Annotated in this window: 17 protein-coding genes and 1 pseudogene; 11 read left to right on the forward strand and 7 right to left on the reverse strand. The window is 61.6% G+C overall.

Going from position 1 to position 15,960, the window contains the following annotated elements; translation table 11 throughout:
* Window positions 1-154: 154 nt before the first annotated feature.
* From M0D67_RS08530 to hisC, 3 genes are all read left to right on the forward strand, one after another.
* Window positions 155-778, forward strand: a complete 624-nt coding sequence (locus M0D67_RS08530) for a 50S ribosomal protein L25/general stress protein Ctc (protein WP_154564542.1) — start codon at window positions 155-157, stop codon at window positions 776-778.
* Between the two features lie 150 nt (window positions 779-928).
* On the forward strand, window positions 929-1,531 hold the full coding sequence (pth, locus tag M0D67_RS08535) for an aminoacyl-tRNA hydrolase (RefSeq protein WP_054035803.1): 603 nt from the start codon (window positions 929-931) through the stop codon (window positions 1,529-1,531).
* Between the two features lie 72 nt (window positions 1,532-1,603).
* Window positions 1,604-2,683, forward strand: coding sequence for a histidinol-phosphate transaminase (gene hisC, locus M0D67_RS08540; RefSeq protein WP_171925171.1), 1,080 nt, complete (start codon window positions 1,604-1,606; stop codon window positions 2,681-2,683).
* A 107-nt stretch (window positions 2,684-2,790) separates the two neighbouring features.
* On the opposite strand, the gene M0D67_RS08545 is transcribed toward hisC, so the two are convergent.
* The 3 genes from M0D67_RS08545 to rsmD form a co-directional block, all read right to left on the reverse strand.
* Window positions 2,791-3,048: a YfhL family 4Fe-4S dicluster ferredoxin gene (locus M0D67_RS08545; RefSeq protein WP_054035799.1), complete on the reverse strand. Its 258-nt coding sequence runs from the start codon at window positions 3,046-3,048 to the stop codon at window positions 2,791-2,793.
* 63 nt (window positions 3,049-3,111) lie between these two features.
* Window positions 3,112-3,627, reverse strand: a complete 516-nt coding sequence (coaD, locus tag M0D67_RS08550) for a pantetheine-phosphate adenylyltransferase (protein WP_154564548.1) — start codon at window positions 3,625-3,627, stop codon at window positions 3,112-3,114.
* Window positions 3,628-3,738: 111 nt separating this feature from the next.
* Window positions 3,739-4,353, reverse strand: a complete 615-nt coding sequence (gene rsmD, locus M0D67_RS08555) for a 16S rRNA (guanine(966)-N(2))-methyltransferase RsmD (RefSeq protein ID WP_171925170.1) — start codon at window positions 4,351-4,353, stop codon at window positions 3,739-3,741.
* A 240-nt stretch (window positions 4,354-4,593) separates the two neighbouring features.
* Here rsmD and ftsY point away from each other — a divergent pair, with 240 nt between their 5' ends.
* Window positions 4,594-5,760 carry a signal recognition particle-docking protein FtsY gene (ftsY, locus tag M0D67_RS08560; RefSeq protein ID WP_154564552.1) on the forward strand — a complete coding sequence of 389 codons (1,167 nt, stop codon included), beginning with the start codon at window positions 4,594-4,596 and terminating at the stop codon, window positions 5,758-5,760.
* Window positions 5,761-5,837: 77 nt separating this feature from the next.
* Here ftsY and maiA read toward each other — a convergent pair whose 3' ends face one another.
* Window positions 5,838-6,482 carry a maleylacetoacetate isomerase gene (gene maiA / locus M0D67_RS08565; protein WP_171925169.1) on the reverse strand — a complete coding sequence of 215 codons (645 nt, stop codon included), beginning with the start codon at window positions 6,480-6,482 and terminating at the stop codon, window positions 5,838-5,840.
* 25 nt (window positions 6,483-6,507) lie between these two features.
* Complete coding sequence (locus M0D67_RS08570) at window positions 6,508-7,206, reverse strand: fumarylacetoacetate hydrolase family protein (RefSeq protein WP_171925168.1); 699 nt, start codon at window positions 7,204-7,206, stop codon at window positions 6,508-6,510.
* Window positions 7,207-7,456: 250 nt separating this feature from the next.
* Here M0D67_RS08570 and ybiB point away from each other — a divergent pair, with 250 nt between their 5' ends.
* Both ybiB and M0D67_RS08580 read left to right on the forward strand, forming a co-directional pair.
* Entirely contained in the window at window positions 7,457-8,428 is a 972-nt protein-coding gene (gene ybiB / locus M0D67_RS08575; protein ID WP_171925167.1) for a DNA-binding protein YbiB, read from the forward strand.
* Window positions 8,429-8,790: 362 nt separating this feature from the next.
* Window positions 8,791-9,774, forward strand: a pseudogene (locus tag M0D67_RS08580) (2-isopropylmalate synthase); the annotation flags it as partial.
* 252 nt (window positions 9,775-10,026) lie between these two features.
* On the opposite strand, the gene M0D67_RS08585 reads toward M0D67_RS08580, so the two are convergent.
* Together M0D67_RS08585 and M0D67_RS08590 are read right to left on the reverse strand one after the other, a co-directional pair.
* On the reverse strand, window positions 10,027-10,410 hold the full coding sequence (locus M0D67_RS08585) for a nuclear transport factor 2 family protein (protein ID WP_097391220.1): 384 nt from the start codon (window positions 10,408-10,410) through the stop codon (window positions 10,027-10,029).
* 43 nt (window positions 10,411-10,453) lie between these two features.
* The gene (locus tag M0D67_RS08590) at window positions 10,454-11,017 is read right to left on the reverse strand and encodes an acyloxyacyl hydrolase (protein WP_171925165.1); all 564 of its coding nucleotides are present in this window, start codon (window positions 11,015-11,017) and stop codon (window positions 10,454-10,456) included.
* A 363-nt stretch (window positions 11,018-11,380) separates the two neighbouring features.
* Here M0D67_RS08590 and rpoH point away from each other — a divergent pair, with 363 nt between their 5' ends.
* From rpoH to cydX, 5 genes are all read left to right on the forward strand, one after another.
* The gene (gene rpoH / locus M0D67_RS08595; RefSeq protein WP_168435870.1) at window positions 11,381-12,316 is read left to right on the forward strand and encodes an RNA polymerase sigma factor RpoH; all 936 of its coding nucleotides are present in this window, start codon (window positions 11,381-11,383) and stop codon (window positions 12,314-12,316) included.
* 348 nt (window positions 12,317-12,664) lie between these two features.
* Complete coding sequence (cydP, locus tag M0D67_RS08600; RefSeq protein ID WP_154564561.1) at window positions 12,665-12,925, forward strand: cytochrome oxidase putative small subunit CydP; 261 nt, start codon at window positions 12,665-12,667, stop codon at window positions 12,923-12,925.
* Window positions 12,915-14,510, forward strand: a complete 1,596-nt coding sequence (locus M0D67_RS08605) for a cytochrome ubiquinol oxidase subunit I (RefSeq protein WP_154564563.1) — start codon at window positions 12,915-12,917, stop codon at window positions 14,508-14,510. Before cydP ends, M0D67_RS08605 begins: the two co-directional genes overlap by 11 nt.
* 34 nt (window positions 14,511-14,544) lie before the next feature.
* Window positions 14,545-15,681, forward strand: a complete 1,137-nt coding sequence (gene cydB, locus M0D67_RS08610; protein WP_154564565.1) for a cytochrome d ubiquinol oxidase subunit II — start codon at window positions 14,545-14,547, stop codon at window positions 15,679-15,681.
* A gap of 28 nt (window positions 15,682-15,709) precedes the next feature.
* On the forward strand, window positions 15,710-15,826 hold the full coding sequence (cydX, locus tag M0D67_RS08615; RefSeq protein ID WP_154564567.1) for a cytochrome bd-I oxidase subunit CydX: 117 nt from the start codon (window positions 15,710-15,712) through the stop codon (window positions 15,824-15,826).
* Window positions 15,827-15,960: the final 134 nt, after the last annotated feature.

The raw sequence follows: 15,960 nt of genomic DNA on the forward strand, positions 1-15,960 counted from the left end.
AGGCGCAGCGCGCATAGCAGTACCGCACGCTGCACTTTTGCACAATTGGCATGAACGAACGAAGGTTCGTGCCATCGCTCTGGGGCCTCAGCCGTAATGGCTTGGAGGCCCCGTTTTTACTGCCTGGTCGCGGGCAGTGCATTGGAGATTCAATATGAAAGTAGTCGCTTTCGAGCGTTCCTTGCAAGGTACGGGTGCGAGCCGCCGCCTGCGTATCTCGGGTAAGACCCCGGGCATCGTATATGGCGCTGGTGCTGAAACGCAATTGGTCGAACTGGACCACAACGCACTCTGGCACGCGCTGAAGAAAGAAGTTTTCCACTCGTCGATCCTCGAACTGGAAGTGGCAGGCAAGTCGCAACAGGTTCTGCTGCGCGACGTGCAATACCACCCGTTCCGTCAGCTCGTGCTGCACGTGGACTTCCAACGTGTCGACGCGAAGAAGAAGCTGCACACCAAGGTGCCGCTGCACTTCATGAACCAGGAAACCAACCCGGCAGTGAAGCTGTCGAGCGCGGTGATCTCGCACGTCCTCAACGAAATTGAAATCGAGTGCCTGCCGTCGGCACTGCCGGAATTCCTCGAAGTTGACCTGGCGACGATCGAAGCTGGTCACTCGCTGCACGCCAAGGACATCGTCCTGCCGGCAGGCGTGGCACTGGTTGCTCACGTTGACGCAGAAAACCCGGTCATCGCATCGGCAACGATCCCGGCTGGCGCAATCGCTGAAGGCGACGCCGCTGCTGCTGCAGGCGAAGGCGAAACGCCGGCTGCCTAAGTGCCTTCCTGGCGCTGAGCAAGCAATCCTCTCGATCCGTTTCAATGAAACGGTCGACGTGACCCGCCGAGGTTCTCCCCGGCGGGTTTTTTTTCGGTTTTTTTCGGCTCGGCCGCGTTCGGTGCCGAGGCCAGATGGACCTATGCAATCATGATCAAGCTGATCGTCGGGCTCGGCAATCCGGGCGCTGAATACACCGCGACGCGCCACAATGCCGGCTTCTGGCTGGTCGATCAACTGGCGCGCGAAGCAGGTACGACACTGCGCGACGAGCGGCGCTTTCACGGTTTCTACGCGAAGGCCCGGCTTCACGGCGAAGAAGTGCATCTGCTGCAACCGCAGACTTATATGAACCGCTCGGGGCAGTCGGTTGTCGCGCTCGCGCAGTTCTTCAAGATTCTTCCGGACGAAATTCTGGTCGCGCACGACGAGCTCGATATGCCGCCCGGCAGCGTCAAGCTGAAGCTCGGTGGCGGCAGCGGCGGCCATAACGGGCTAAAGGACATCACCGCGCATCTGTCATCGCAACAGTATTGGCGGCTGCGGATCGGCATCGGCCATCCGCGCGACCTGATTCCCGAAAGTGCGCGCGCCGGCGCCAAGCCGGACGTCGCCAATTACGTGCTGAAACCGCCGCGGCGGGAAGAGCAGGACGTGATCGATGCGTCGATCGAACGCGCGTTGGCAGTCATGCCGCAGATCATCAAAGGCGAACTCGAGCGGGCGATGATGCAACTGCACCGCAATCCCTGAGCGGGCCCTGCCCGCATCCGCTTCGCCCGTATCGCCCGTATCGCCCGTATCGCCATCGACAGGAGAAATCGCTTGAGCCGCTACTGGAGTGACATCGTTCACCGTCTGACGCCGTATGTGCCGGGCGAGCAGCCCGTGGTTGCGCATCCGGTCAAGCTGAACACCAACGAGAATCCCTATCCGCCGTCGCCGCGCGTGCGTGAAGCGATCCGGCAGGAACTGGGCGACGCGGGCGAGTCGCTGCGGCGCTATCCCGACCCGACCGCGCGCAAGTTACGCGAAACGGTAGCCGCGCACCACGGCATCCGCCCGGAACAGGTGTTCGCGGGCAACGGCTCGGACGAAGTGCTCGCGCTCACCTTTCAGGCCTTGCTGAAGCACGACAAACCGTTGCTGTTTCCGGATATCACATACAGCTTCTACCCGACCTACGCGCGGCTCTTTGAAGTCGACTATCGGACCATCGCACTCGACGAAAGCTTCGCCATCCATGTCGACGACTACACGGCGCCTAACGGCGGCGTCCTGTTCCCGAACCCGAACGCGCCGACCGGACGACCGCTGCCGCTCGCCGATATCGAGCGTCTGGTAGCGAGAAACACCGAATCGGTCGTGGTGATCGACGAGGCCTATGTCGATTTCGGCGCTGAATCGGCCGTCACGCTGATCGACCGTTATCCCAACCTGCTGGTGATTCAAACGGTATCGAAGTCGCGTTCGCTGGCCGGCATGCGCGTAGGCTTCGCGTTCGGCAATCCGGAACTGATCGACGCACTGAACCGCGTGAAGGACAGCTTCAACTCGTATCCGCTCGACCGTCTGGCGCAAGTCGCGGCCGTCGCTGCATATGAGGACGATGCATGGTTCCGTGACACCTGCGCCAAAGTGATTGCGAGCCGTGAGCGGTTGGCAGCCGGTTTGACGGCACTGGGCTTCGAGGTGGTGCCGTCGGCGGCGAATCTGCTGTTCGCGCGCCACGAAGGCTACGACGCAGCGACGCTCGTGGCACGGCTAAGGGAAAAGGATATTTTCGTGCGCCACTTCAAGGCGGCGCGAATCGACCAGCATCTGCGAATCTCGGTTGGCACCGGCGCCGAATGCGACATTCTGCTGGACGCGTTGCGCGACATTTTCAGCGCTTACGTCGGGTGACGATGGGATAGCGAGCGATCGGTCAAGCTCGCGCGCGACAGACACATAGCGTTGCCACAAAAGAAAACGGCGAGGCAGACGCCTCGCCGCTCACCATCATTCAACTCTCACGCGCCCTTCGCAGCCTGCAGCGCGTGGTACTTCGCCATCAGACCTTCCGCCGTCTCCAGATGCTCGGGGTCGCGCGGAATGCACTCGACCGGGCACACCTGAATACACTGGGGTTCGTCGAAATGGCCGACACACTCGGTGCATTTCTTCGGGTCGATCACGTAGATTTCCGGGCCCATCGAAATCGCGTCGTTCGGGCACTCGGGCTCGCACACGTCGCAATTGATGCACTCGTCGGTAATCATCAAGGCCATACTTCTCTCACTTCGCGCCGGCCGAAGCCAGCTTTGATCCGTCAATCCGACAGTTTACGCCGGTTACGGTTGCCCCGCCGAAACACCTTCATTCGGATCCAGCGCGGCAACCTTCTCCTTCAGCCATTTTTCGACCGACGGGAACACAAACTTGCTGACGTCGCCGCCCAGTTGCGCGATTTCACGCACGATGGTGCCGGAGATGAACTGGTATTGATCGGACGGCGTCATGAACATGGTTTCGACGTCAGGCAGCAGATAGCGGTTCATGCCGGCCATCTGGAACTCATATTCGAAGTCCGAGACGGCACGCAGGCCACGCACGATCACCCGAGCGTTATTGCTGCGGACAAAGTCTTTCAATAGCCCTTTGAAGCTCATCACCTGAACGTTCGGGTAATGCCCGAGCACTTCATGAGCGATGTCGAGTCGCTCTGTCAGCGTAAAGAACGGCTTCTTGTTGCGGCTGTCGGCAACGCCCACCACCAGCGTGTCGAAAATGCTCGACGCGCGCCGAACGAGGTCTTCGTGACCGCGCGTCAGCGGGTCGAACGTGCCCGGGTACACGGCGACTACCATGAGACTTCTCCTCTCTTCAGACAAATGGGCACGTCAAAGCGTCCACGCGACGCATTTGGCACCGACCGCACGCGTGACGGTACCCGTCCGCTGCTTGTTTTGGAACGCGCATTATTCCTTATTTTCGCGCTGCAGCAAATGAAAGTGGACAGCGCCAGCTTTGCCTTGCCGCACGACTTCCCAACCGGCGAGCGTCTCATTCCCATCCAGTTCGAGCGCATCGCCTGCCTCCACGTACAGAAAACCTTCCGGGCTCAGCAGCGGCACGGCCAGAGCGAGCGCCTTGTCGAGCAGATCGCCGTCGAACGGCGGATCGAGAAACACCACGTCGAACGATCCGGGGGCGAGGCTCGCCGCGAGGCGCAAGCCGTCGGCTTCCGCGATTTCGATCGTACGCGCCGCCAGGCGTTCCTGGTTCGCGCGCAACTGGCTGGCGGCCCGCGCATTGCGCTCGACCATCAACACCCGCGCCGCGCCGCGCGAGGCAGCTTCGAAGCCGAGTGCGCCGCTACCGGCGAACAGATCGAGGCAGCGCTGGCCGTCCAGCCGTTGGCCGAGCCAGTTGAACAGCGTTTCGCGCACGCGGTCGGGCGTGGGGCGCAGGCCGTCGAGGTCGAGCACGGGCAGCGGTGTGCGCTTCCAGTCGCCGCCGATGATACGGATGGCGTGCGGCTTGCCGCCTTTGGACGAAGCGCCGTGGGCGCGTGAAGGAGCAGAACGGGGCATGCAGTTTCGATTACGTTATAAGGGCACCCGCGACGCCGATGCGTGCGGACTGGAGCGCCAACGTTACCACAGGGGCGCCGGGCGTCCAGCCTGGCCGTTCGGCCAATACGACGGGCGGCGGCGCGCCTGATAAAATGTGCGGCTTCCAGCGCCTTGCATCCCGCATCGCAACGCTGCCTGCCGCTCCCACGGGCCCGTCCCGGCTGCGCGCATCGGCGCGCGCTCTCACCACGCCAGATCATGTTCAGCTTTTTCAAACGATTCAAGGGTTCGAAAGAGTCCGATAACGCGCCAGAAGAATCGCAGACGGCGCCGGAAGCCCTCGCGCCCGAACCCGCCGTAGAGGCGCCGCAAGCGCCCGTCGCGCCGTCGGCGCCGCGGCCGGTTGCTCCGGTTAGCGCCGATACGCAACCGGCTGCTGCCGCGTCCATCAATGAGCCCGAACCCGAAGCACCCGCGCTCGAAACCGTCGAAATCGTCCCGCCACCTATGCAGGACGCGAGCGCAAAGCGCTCGTGGCTCACGCGCCTGAAGACCGGTCTGTCGAAAACGAGTTCGAGCCTGACCGGCATTTTCGTCGGCGCGAAGATCGACGAAGACTTGTACGAAGAACTCGAGACGGCGCTGCTGATGTCGGATGCGGGCGTCGAAGCCACCGAATTCCTGCTCGAATCGTTGCGCGAAAAAGTGCGCACCGAACGCCTCACCGATCCTCAGCAGGTGAAAGCAGCGCTGCGCACGCTGCTGATCGACTTGCTCAAGCCGCTGGAAAAATCGCTGATGCTCGGCCGCGCGCAACCGCTGGTCGTAATGATCGCGGGCGTCAACGGTGCAGGCAAAACCACCAGCATCGGCAAGCTCGCCAAGCATCTGCAGAGCTTCGATCAGTCGGTGCTGCTGGCTGCGGGCGACACCTTCCGCGCAGCCGCGCGCGAGCAACTTGCAATCTGGGGCCAGCGCAACAACGTGACGGTGGTGTCGCAGGAAAGCGGCGACCCGGCAGCGGTGATTTACGATGCGGTCGGCGCCGCGCGTGCGCGCAAGATCGACGTCATGATGGCGGACACGGCCGGCCGTCTGCCGACCCAGTTGCATCTGATGGAAGAACTGCGCAAGGTAAAGCGCGTGATCGGCAAGGCGCAAGACGGCGCGCCGCATGAAGTGCTGCTGGTGATCGATGCGAACACCGGCCAGAATGGTCTCGCGCAAGTGAAGGCCTTCGACGACGCGCTCGGCCTCACCGGCCTGATCGTCACCAAACTCGACGGCACGGCGAAGGGTGGCATTCTCGCGGCGATCGCGCGGCAGCGTCCGATTCCGGTGTACTTCATCGGCGTCGGCGAAAAGGTGGAGGACTTGCAGCCGTTCAGCGCGGAAGAGTTTTCGGACGCGTTGCTGGGCGGTTGAACGCAGCAACGTTCGTCGCAGAACAAGCAGAAAGGGCGCCCTTCACCGAGCGCCCTTTTTTCATTCAAATCACCGCATCATTCCGCGTCGGGCTGAACACCGGGCGCTGCACGAGCGAACGCGTCGATCTGCATTGCGTGCTCGTAGATGCGCTGAATCGTCGGAAACTTCGCCGTATCCACCTTGAAGCGCTGGGCGTTGAATACCTGGGGAATCAGACAGGCGTCAGCCAGTGTCGGCGTGTCGCCGAAGCACAGCTTGCCGGTGCGCGAATCGCCCGCCAGATGTGCATCGAGCGTCGCAAAACCCGCTTCGACCCAATGCTTGTACCACGCGTCTTTCGCATCGTCGTCGAGACACAGCGTGTGTTTCAGGTATTTCAGCACGCGCAGATTGTTCAGCGGATGAATCTCGCACGCCACCTGCAACGCTACCGAGCGCACATACGCGCGCTCGGCCGGCGTGCCGGGCAAGAGCGGCGGTTCGGGATGCGTTTCTTCCAGATACTCGATGATCGCGAGCGACTGCGGCATCACTTCGTTGCCGTCGACGAATGTGGGCACGATGCCGTCCGCATTCACCTTGCGATACTCGGGCTTCAACTGCTCGCCGCCGTCGCGCACGAGGTGCACCGGCACATAGTCGTACGGCAGGCCCTTCAGGTTCAGCGCGATGCGCACGCGATAGGACGCCGAACTCCGGAAATAGCTGTAAAGCTTCATGTTATGTGTCTCCTCCCACCGCGCTTCAGACGACGCGTACGTTGAGCTCGCCGAGCCCGTCCACGCCGCCCTTCATGAGGTCGCCCTGCACCACCGCGCCGACACCTTCCGGCGTGCCGGTGAAAATCAGATCGCCAGGTTGCAGTTCGAACAGTGTCGACAGATAGGCAATCGTCTCGGCCACCGACCAGATCAGTTGCGACACGTCCGAATTCTGTTTTTCCTCGCCGTTCACCGATAACCAGATCGCGCCCTTGCCGACATGGCCGACTGTCGTGACCGGATGGATCGGACCAAGGGGCGCCGAGTGATCGAAGCCCTTTGCGGTATCCCACGGACGGCCCAGCTTTTTCGCTTCGGCCTGCAGATCGCGGCGTGTCATGTCGAGACCGAGCGCATAACCGTACACGTGGTCGAGTGCGCTTTCGGCCGGAATGTTCTTGCCGCCTTTGCCGATCGCCGCCACCAGTTCCATCTCGAAGTGGACGTTCTTCGATTGCGAGGGATAGGGGAATTCGCCGGTCGCACCGGGCGCGACATACAGCACGGCATCGGCCGGCTTGGCGAAGAAGAACGGTGGTTCGCGGTCAGGATCGTGCCCCATCTCACGCGCGTGCGCCTCGTAGTTGCGGCCCACGCAGTAGATGCGACGCACCGCGAACTGCTCGCTGGACCCCACGACCGGCACCGCAACGACCGGTGCGGGTGCAAATACGTAACTCATCCCGTTCTCCGTTTCTGGATTGTGCCGCGCCCGCGCGGCGATAAAACATCGAGTGTAACGCGCGGCAAAGCGCCGCGCAGCGGATCGGCACCGGCACGCGCGGACCGGCGATTCCGCCGCATCGTCTCACGGGATCGCCGGCCCGCCGGACCGCCTCGCCGCTATAGATGCGATACTCACACTGGATAGCGTCCTTTGAATTCCCCGGCCGACCGCCCCAAGGCGGCACGCCCCCGTCCCACTGCGCCCGATGACCGACTCCGCCGACACCGCCAATCTTTTCCCCTGCGCCCGCTATATCAAGGAAATCGGCCGCGGCCCGAACGGCGCCCGCGCGCTGACTGCTGAAGATACGCGCACGCTTTACACCGCGATGCTCGACGGCCGCGTGGCCGATCTCGAACTCGGCGCCGTGCTGCTCGCGTATCGCGTGAAAGGCGAAACCGCAGACGAACTCGCCGCCATGCTGGCCGGCGCGCAGGCGTCGTTCGAACCGCTTCATCTGCCGCACGCGGCATTCCGGCCCGTGTCGATACCCACCTACAACGGCGCGCGCAAACAGCCCAACCTGGTGCCGCTGCTCGCGCTGCTGCTGGCACGCGAAGGTGTGCCGGTGCTGGTGCATGGCGTCACGGAAGATCCGGGCCGCGTGACCAGCGCTGAAATCTTCACACATCTGCAGATCCCGCATGCGCGATCGCACGCCGACATCGAAGACGGTCTCGCCGAGCGCCGTCTCGCGTTCGCACCGATCGAGGTACTCGCGCCGAAGCTCGCGCATCTTCTCTCCCTGCGCCGGAGGATGGGCGTACGCAATTCGACGCACACGCTCGTGAAAATTCTGCAGCCGTTCGCGCCCGCCGGGCTGCGGCTCGTGAACTACACGCATCCGCCGTATCGCGACAGTCTCACGCAGCTGTTCAACACGCACCCGGCCGCCGCGGAGGGCGGCGCCCTGCTCGCGCGCGGCACCGAAGGCGAAGCAGTGGCCGACACGCGGCGCCAGGTGCAAGTGGATTGGCTGCACGATGGCATCTGCGAAACGCGCGTGCCGCATGAGCGCTCGTCGCCCGACGCGCCTGAAGTCGACTTGCCCGAAGCTCGCGACGCCGCGACCACAGCCGCGTGGATCGACGCCGTGTTGCGCGGTGAAGCGCCTGTCCCGAGCGCGATCGAACGGCAAGTGGAGCTGATCGTCGACGTCGCGAAAATACCCGTGTGATGCGCGCGGCGTGAGTGCAACGCAGCGCTTGCGGCATTGCACTCACGCGCCAGGATGACGGTCGCGGGTTGACATGCCGCCGCGAGCCGTCATACATTAGACCTATGCGTTCCCTTCCGAACACCCTCCGAATTACCTCCGGCCGCCTAGCGCGGCCCCTATCGCTACGTCTAGCGTAAGTCAGACGTAGCGCCGCGCGTTGGCAGCCTGAATCACCCAGATTAGTTGCCCAAAGCGCGGTCCTCAAAGCCGTTCCGCAGTTCCCCGCAGTTACTGTCTCACCCCCGACCGTAGTTCTTCACAACCTGTAGTCGTTTGCGTTCGTCCGTTTACCCTTCGGACGAAGCGCGAGGGTCAATTTCATGTTGCGCAATCCCGCTGAAAAATACCGTCCCTTTCCCGCAGTGCGCCTCACCGGGCGCAAATGGCCGAGCCGCACGATCAACCACGCGCCGATCTGGATGAGCACCGATCTGCGTGACGGCAATCAGGCACTAATCGAGCCGATGAATGCCGTACAAAAACTCGAATTCTTCGAGATGCTGGTAGCGATCGGCTTCAAGGAGATCGAAGTCGGCTTCCCGTCGGCTTCGCAAACCGACTTCGATTTCGTGCGCAAACTGATCGAAGAAAACCGCATTCCCGACGACGTGACGATCGAAGTGTTCGTGCCCTCGCGCGCCGAACTGATTGCGCGCACGTTCGAATCGCTGGAGGGCGCGCCGCGCGCCATCGTGCACCTGTACAACGCAATCTGCCCGTCGTTTCGCAAGATCGTCTTCAACCAGTCGAAGGAGCAGATCAAGGCATTGGCGGTGGAAGGCACGCGCCTCATCAAGGAACATGCGCAGGAGCGACCCGGTACGCACTGGACGTTCCAGTATTCGCCCGAAACCTTCAACACGACCGAACTCCCGTACGCGCGTGAAGTATGCGACGCAGTTGCGCAGACGTGGCGGCCCACGCGCGATCACAAGATGATCGTCAATTTGCCCGCTAGCGTCGAGGCCGCGACACCCAACGTGTTCGCCGACCAGATTGAATGGATGGACCGCAATCTCAGTTATCGCGACAGCATCGTGCTGTCGGTGCATCCGCGTAACGATCGCGGCACCGCCGTGGCCGCTACGGAACTGGCGCTGCTGGCGGGCGCGGATCGCGTCGAAGGATGTCTGTTCGGCAACGGCGAGCGAACGGGCAACGTGGACCTCATTACGCTCGCGATGAACCTTGACGCGCAGGGCGTCGACCCAGGCCTCGACTTTTCGGATATTGGTGCGGTGCGGCGCGTGGTCGAGCGCTGCAATCAGATTCCGGTGCATCCGCGGCATCCGTATGCGGGCGATGCTGCAGAGCGGCCGGTGTGGAGCGACGAGGATCTGCAGCGCGTCGCTGCCTGAGTGGCTTGAGGCGGGGCGGAGCCGACCGTCGCGGTTCAGACCGCGTTCGCGGCGGCGCAACTGCATCAAAACCCGCCCGGCCGAACCCACCAGGCGGCGAATTCAGCATGGGCGGTGCGACCCGCCTGCTCGTGCCGTTCGAGTGCTCACAAGGCGCTCACCAACTGCGACCAGCGAAACGAAGTGGGCTCACAAGGCTCACTCGATCGCGCAACGCGTCGCCTGCCAGGCGATCAGGCGCCATTGCCCATCTTCCTGTGTGTGAATCGCCGTGTACGCGATCGGAAACAGCAGCGCTCCGTTGTTCGCTTCCATTTCGATCAGCGCGCGCCCGGTGACGACGCAGGTCTCGCGCCCCACCGGCAGCACTTCTTGCGACTGCACCTCGATCTGCCGATAGCGGCGGCGCCCGGCGGTAATACCGTCGATGAACTGTCGCTTCGTTTCACGCTTGCCGTTCGTATGGACATAGCTCACGTTGTCCGCGAGGAGCGCATCGAGCGACTGCCCGTCGCCGTCGACCATCGCACGGAAGCGTTCTCGCTCGAGCCCGCGAATCGCTTCGATTATCTTTGCCGCCATTGCTCAGCCCCTTGCACCGGTGAGCCGAACGTGGCCACGGTCGTCAGAAGTTATATTGCAAATATAGCTGGTGGAAATTTATACCAGGATTCGGCTCTTTGATACCGCCATTGGAAATATGCTGGAAGCGATAGCCCGCCTCGTACTGCTGACGACTGCCGAATTGCAGGCCGACACCCGCCATGGGGGCGAACTGGAACGCGGTCGAGAGCGTGAGGTCAGTGGCGATTCTCGGACTCGTCAGAAGGCGGATACCGGCGCCCGCTTCGACGTAAGGGCGAATCGCGCCCGCTCCGTCGATGAAGCGAATGATCGGCGTCACACCGATCTCGCCGATGTTCTCGTGCACATTCCCTTCGTCGGTATGCCACCAGGCCACGTGCGCTTCGCCGATCAGCGAAAAGTGCCAATCGCCGATCTGCCACCACGTCAGATTCGGATCCCAGACCAGGCCGAGATCGAGCTTTTTAATGTGGTTATCTCCCAGGCCGCCGGCGATCTGCACGCCGAACTGGTCGGCTGCCGCCAGTCCCGAAGCGCCAAACAGGATGGCCGCCGAAGCGCCTTTTAGAACCACACCACGCAACGCATTTTTTTTGTTCTTCATCGCACACCCGAGCTAGTCGAACGTTGGTCAGTAGATCACTGTCCCGTTTATTCTAAAGACAATGTACATCCGGCGGATCGTATGAAGAAAGCAAAATTTCCGCAATTAGTCACTTCTATTTTTGAAAATATCGGTCATTTATAAGAATGAAGGCGTTTTGTCAGGTAAATCCTGCGACTCACACACATCTGGCCATAAAGGTATACCATTACTATCAAAATCTAAATTTCAATAGGAATTTGTGGAACTTGGATGTCCCTACAGCCTCTAAGTATTAGCACTCGGCAAATCAGAGTGCTAACATCCAACGCTGGAGTCGTTTACCTGAATACGCTTTTGTCTGATTCCAAAGGAGTTTCCTACGTGAGCCATGCAATGACCCTTCCGAGTACTTTGAGCCCGTCATCGGCTAAGGCCGCTTCGGCAGGTGCACTGGCGCTCTCGCATTCCTCGCTGCTGCCCGGTCAACTGGGCAATATCGACGCCTACATCCAGGCCGTAAATCGGATTCCGATGCTGACGCCGGCGGAAGAACGCCAGTTCGCCACCGAATTTCGCGAGCAGGATAACCTCGGGTCCGCGCGCCGTCTCGTCCTGTCGCACCTGCGGCTGGTCGTATCGATCGCGCGCAATTACCTTGGTTATGGACTGCCGCATGCCGACCTGATCCAGGAAGGCAATATCGGCCTGATGAAGGCCGTGAAGCGCTTTGACCCCGAGCAGAACGTACGCCTCGTGTCGTACGCCATGCACTGGATCAAGGCTGAGATCCACGAATACATTCTGCGCAATTGGCGGATGGTGAAGGTCGCCACCACCAAAGCGCAGCGCAAGCTGTTCTTCAACCTGCGCAGCCACAAGCAGGGCCTGGGCGCATTCACGCCGGACGAGATCGAAGGTCTTGCCAAAGAACTGAACGTGAAGCGCGAAGAAGTGGCCGAGATGGAAACGCGCTTGTCCGGCGGCGATATCGCGCTGGAAGGCCAGGTCGAAGACGGCGAAGAGTCGTACGCGCCGATCGCCTACCTCGCCGACTCGCATAGCGAGCCGACTGCGGTGCTGGCTTCGCGTCAGCGCGACAAGCTGCATAGCGACGGTATCGCGAGCGCGCTGGACGCGCTGGACGCCCGCAGCCGCCGCATCATCGAGGCACGTTGGCTGAAGGTGGAAGACGATGGTTCGGGCGGCTCGACGCTGCACGAACTGGCCGACGAATTCGGCGTGTCGGCCGAACGTATTCGCCAGATCGAGGCGAGCGCAATGAAGAAAATGCGCGGCGCGTTGAGTGAATATGCGTAACACTTAAAGCTTGAGTCGTGCCGGCTCGTCTGGCGCGCGCTGTTTAGCTGCAGAGCCCTGCCCTCGCAAGAAGGCAGGGCTTTTTTGTGCCCGCTCGACAATGCCTGCGCTCAATCGAAGACGCACGCGCACTCACTCAAGGACATGCCCACCAAACACGTGTTTCTTGACGTATCACAAACCCCATAGCAATACTGTTCAGACGGCGTGACGTTCGCGACCCAATGCCGCAGTGCCGAACTTACGCGCACTAGGTCATTGCTCCTAGAATCGGGATGAACTTGCCAGGCCCCTGAAACGGCCTGGATCCAGCCGGTTAAACCGGTGTGAAGTTGCCTTCTACCGATCATGACCATAGCCCTGAATCGCAATAACAACCCTCGCTCGAGCCTGCGCAAACGGCTCGCCGCCTGGGTACGCGGTCCGACGCTGGCGCGGGATATCGCCATCGTCCTCGCCATCAAATTCGTACTGCTGATGGCGCTCAAGTACGCTTTTTTCAATCATCCGCAGGCGGAGCATATGTCGCTGCCGCCTGAACAAGTCGCGCAGGCGCTGCTGTCCGTGCCTGCCTCGCATCCGTCCCAAGGTGGTCAACATGCCCGTTAGCGAAGTCGTAGAACTGTCGCGCCTCCAGTTCGCCATCACGGCGCTTTATCACTTTCTGTTCGTGCCGCTCACGCTCGGTCTGTCCTGGCTGCTCGTCATCATGGAATCCGTCTATGTAATGACCGGCAAGCAGATCTACAAGGACATGACCCAGTTCTGGGGCAAGCTGTTCGGCATCAACTTTGCGATGGGCGTCACCACCGGTCTCACGCTGGAATTCCAGTTCGGCACCAACTGGTCGTACTACTCGCACTATGTCGGCGACATTTTCGGCGTGCCGCTGGCCGTTGAAGGGTTGATGGCGTTCTTCCTCGAGTCGACCTTCGTCGGCCTGTTCTTCTTCGGATGGAAGCGGCTCTCGAAAGTGCAGCACGTGGGCGTCACGTTCCTCGTCGCGCTAGGCTCGAACCTGTCGGCGCTGTGGATTCTGGTGGCCAACGGCTGGATGAACAATCCGGTCGGCGCCACCTTCAACTACCAGACCATGCGCATGGAACTCGACAGCATCTTCTCGGTGCTGTTCAATCCGGTCGCGCAGGTGAAGTTCGTGCACACCGTATCGGCCGGTTACGTGACCGCTTCGATGTTCGTGCTCGGTGTGTCGTCGTGGTATCTGCTGAAGCGCCGCGACACCGAGTTCGCCTTGCGCTCGTTCGCTATTGCCGCCGGCTTCGGTCTGGCCTCGACACTGTGCGTGATCGTGCTCGGCGACGAATCCGGCTACCGCACCGGCGAAGTTCAGCAGGTCAAGCTGGCCGCCATCGAATCCGAATGGGAAACGGCGCCCGCACCCGCGCCCTTCACGATCATCGGCATTCCGAATCAGAAGGAAGAACGCACCGACTATGCGATCCGCATTCCGTATGCGCTCGGCCTCATCGCCACGCGCTCGATCGACGAACCGGTGGTCGGCCTAAAGGAATTGATGGCCCAGAACGAAGTGCGCATCAAGAACGGGATGCTCGCCTATGCCGCGCTGCAAAGGCTCAAACAGGGCGACGCCACGGACGAAGTCAAAGCCGCCTTCGACGCGCACAAGGAGGACCTCGGCTACGGCCTGATGCTCAAGCAGTTCACCCCGAACGTCACCGACGCCACGCCGGATCAGATCGTGCAGGCCGCCAAGAAGACGATTCCGCCGGTGGCGCCCGTGTTCTTCTCGTTCCGCCTGATGGTCGGCCTCGGCATCCTGTTCCTTGCGACCTTCGTACTGGCGTTCTGGTTTTGCGCGCAGCGCTCCCTGCTGCTGGAGAAACGCCGCTGGTTCCTGCGCTGGGCAGTATGGGCAATTCCGTTGCCGTGGCTCGCTGCTGAATTCGGTTGGATCGTTGCTGAAGTGGGCCGTCAACCGTGGACCATCGCCGGCATTCTGCCGACCGCGTTGTCCGCATCGAGCCTAACGCCGGGCGATCTGTACCTGAGCATTGCCGGCTTCGTCGTGTTCTACACGGTGCTGTTCATCATCGAAATCATGCTGATGTTCAAGTACGCGCGACTCGGGCCTTCGTCGCTGCACACGGGGCGCTATCACCACGAACAACAACAGCCGCTGAATCAGTCGCTGCCGACCAACACGGCCGCATGATTCGCCGCCACTCTGTTCCAAGGGAAAGATCATCATGGATTACGCAACCCTCAAACTGATCTGGTGGGTGTTGATCGGCGTGCTGCTGATCGGCTTCGCGCTCACCGACGGCTTCGACATGGGCGCGGCGATTCTGCTGCCGTTCATCGCGAAGACCGACGCCGAGCGACGCATTGTCGTCAACACGGTCGGCGCGACGTGGGAAGGCAATCAGGTGTGGCTCATCACAGCGGGCGGCGCGATGTTCGCCGCGTGGCCGCTGGTTTACGCCGCGTCGTTCTCCGGCTTCTACTTCGCGATGCTGCTGGTGCTGTTCTCGCTGTTTTTCCGGCCGGTCGGCTTCGACTACCGCAGCAAACGTGAAGACCCGCGCTGGCGCAGCGCATGGGATTGGGCGTTGTTTGTCGGCGGCTTCGTCCCGGCGCTGGTGTTCGGCGTGGCGTTCGGCAACCTGCTGCAAGGCGTGCCGTTCTCGTTCGACACCGATCTGCGCGTCACGTATCACGGCAGTTTCTTCGCCCTGCTCAACCCGTTTGCTGTGCTGTGCGGGCTCGTTAGCGTGTCGATGCTGGCCGCTCACGGCGCAGCCTTCGTGAAGATGAAGGCAGACGACGTCGTCGCCGAGCGTGCGTCGCTGGCGCTGCGGATCGCTTCGCTCGCCGCCGTGGTGCTGTTCCTGCTTGCCGGCGCGCTGATCGCCACGATGATCGGCGGTTATCAGATCGTCGATGCCGCGCCGCTCGATACGGTGGCCAACCCGCTGCTGAAGAACGTGATCGGCGCACCCGGCCTGTGGCTCACCAACTACGCAAACTATCCGTGGATGGTGATCGCGCCGGTGGCCGGCCTCGTCGGTGGCGTGCTTGCCTTGTTGCTGGCGCGCTCGCGTTTTGAAAAGAGCGCCTTCCTGGCGACCTCGCTGATGATCATCGGCGTGATCCTGACGGCGGGCTTCTCGATGTTCCCATTCATCATGCCCTCCTCGCTCGATGGCCGCAGCAGCCTGACCGTGTGGGATTCGACCTCGAGCCGCATGACGCTGCAGATCATGCTGATCGCCGTGATCATTTTCCTGCCGATCGTCCTGATCTACACGAGCTGGGTGTATCGCGTGATGCGAGGCAAGGTGACCGCCGCGGCGCTCGAAGAAAATCACCATTCAATGTATTGATCAGGAATACAGATAACAGGAGTTTGTGATGTGGTATTTCAGTTGGCTTCTCGGCATTGGCGTGGCGTTGGCGTTCGGCATTATCAACGTGATGTGGCTGGAAACGCGCCGGCCTTTGGAAACGAGTAAGCAGAAAGCACGTTGATGGAACCGCTGCCGGTCGCGCGCCGTTAGGCTCAAGCCGGTAAACGCAAAGCGGCACCTTGATTCAAGGTGCCGCTTTTTTATTGCTGCGTCATCGGAACAGAAGCGCAGTAATGGAGCGGCGCAGGCCGCTCC

It is taken from the genome of Paraburkholderia sp. SECH4 (assembly GCF_030511745.1).
Classification (GTDB): Bacteria; Pseudomonadota; Gammaproteobacteria; order Burkholderiales; family Burkholderiaceae; genus Paraburkholderia; species Paraburkholderia madseniana.

Coding starts and splice junctions, on each gene's coding strand:
- M0D67_RS08530 (WP_154564542.1), top strand. CDS start 155: ATGAAAGTAGTCGCTTTCGAGCGTTCCTTGCAAGGTACGGGTGCGAGC.
- pth (WP_054035803.1), top strand. CDS start 929: ATGATCAAGCTGATCGTCGGGCTCGGCAATCCGGGCGCTGAATACACC.
- M0D67_RS08545 (WP_054035799.1), bottom strand. CDS start 3,048: ATGGCCTTGATGATTACCGACGAGTGCATCAATTGCGACGTGTGCGAG.
- coaD (WP_154564548.1), bottom strand. CDS start 3,627: ATGGTAGTCGCCGTGTACCCGGGCACGTTCGACCCGCTGACGCGCGGT.
- rsmD (WP_171925170.1), bottom strand. CDS start 4,353: ATGCCCCGTTCTGCTCCTTCACGCGCCCACGGCGCTTCGTCCAAAGGC.
- ftsY (WP_154564552.1), top strand. CDS start 4,594: ATGTTCAGCTTTTTCAAACGATTCAAGGGTTCGAAAGAGTCCGATAAC.
- maiA (WP_171925169.1), bottom strand. CDS start 6,482: ATGAAGCTTTACAGCTATTTCCGGAGTTCGGCGTCCTATCGCGTGCGC.
- M0D67_RS08570 (WP_171925168.1), bottom strand. CDS start 7,206: ATGAGTTACGTATTTGCACCCGCACCGGTCGTTGCGGTGCCGGTCGTG.
- ybiB (WP_171925167.1), top strand. CDS start 7,457: ATGACCGACTCCGCCGACACCGCCAATCTTTTCCCCTGCGCCCGCTAT.
- M0D67_RS08585 (WP_097391220.1), bottom strand. CDS start 10,410: ATGGCGGCAAAGATAATCGAAGCGATTCGCGGGCTCGAGCGAGAACGC.
- M0D67_RS08590 (WP_171925165.1), bottom strand. CDS start 11,017: ATGAAGAACAAAAAAAATGCGTTGCGTGGTGTGGTTCTAAAAGGCGCT.
- cydP (WP_154564561.1), top strand. CDS start 12,665: ATGACCATAGCCCTGAATCGCAATAACAACCCTCGCTCGAGCCTGCGC.
- M0D67_RS08605 (WP_154564563.1), top strand. CDS start 12,915: ATGCCCGTTAGCGAAGTCGTAGAACTGTCGCGCCTCCAGTTCGCCATC.
- cydB (WP_154564565.1), top strand. CDS start 14,545: ATGGATTACGCAACCCTCAAACTGATCTGGTGGGTGTTGATCGGCGTG.
- cydX (WP_154564567.1), top strand. CDS start 15,710: ATGTGGTATTTCAGTTGGCTTCTCGGCATTGGCGTGGCGTTGGCGTTC.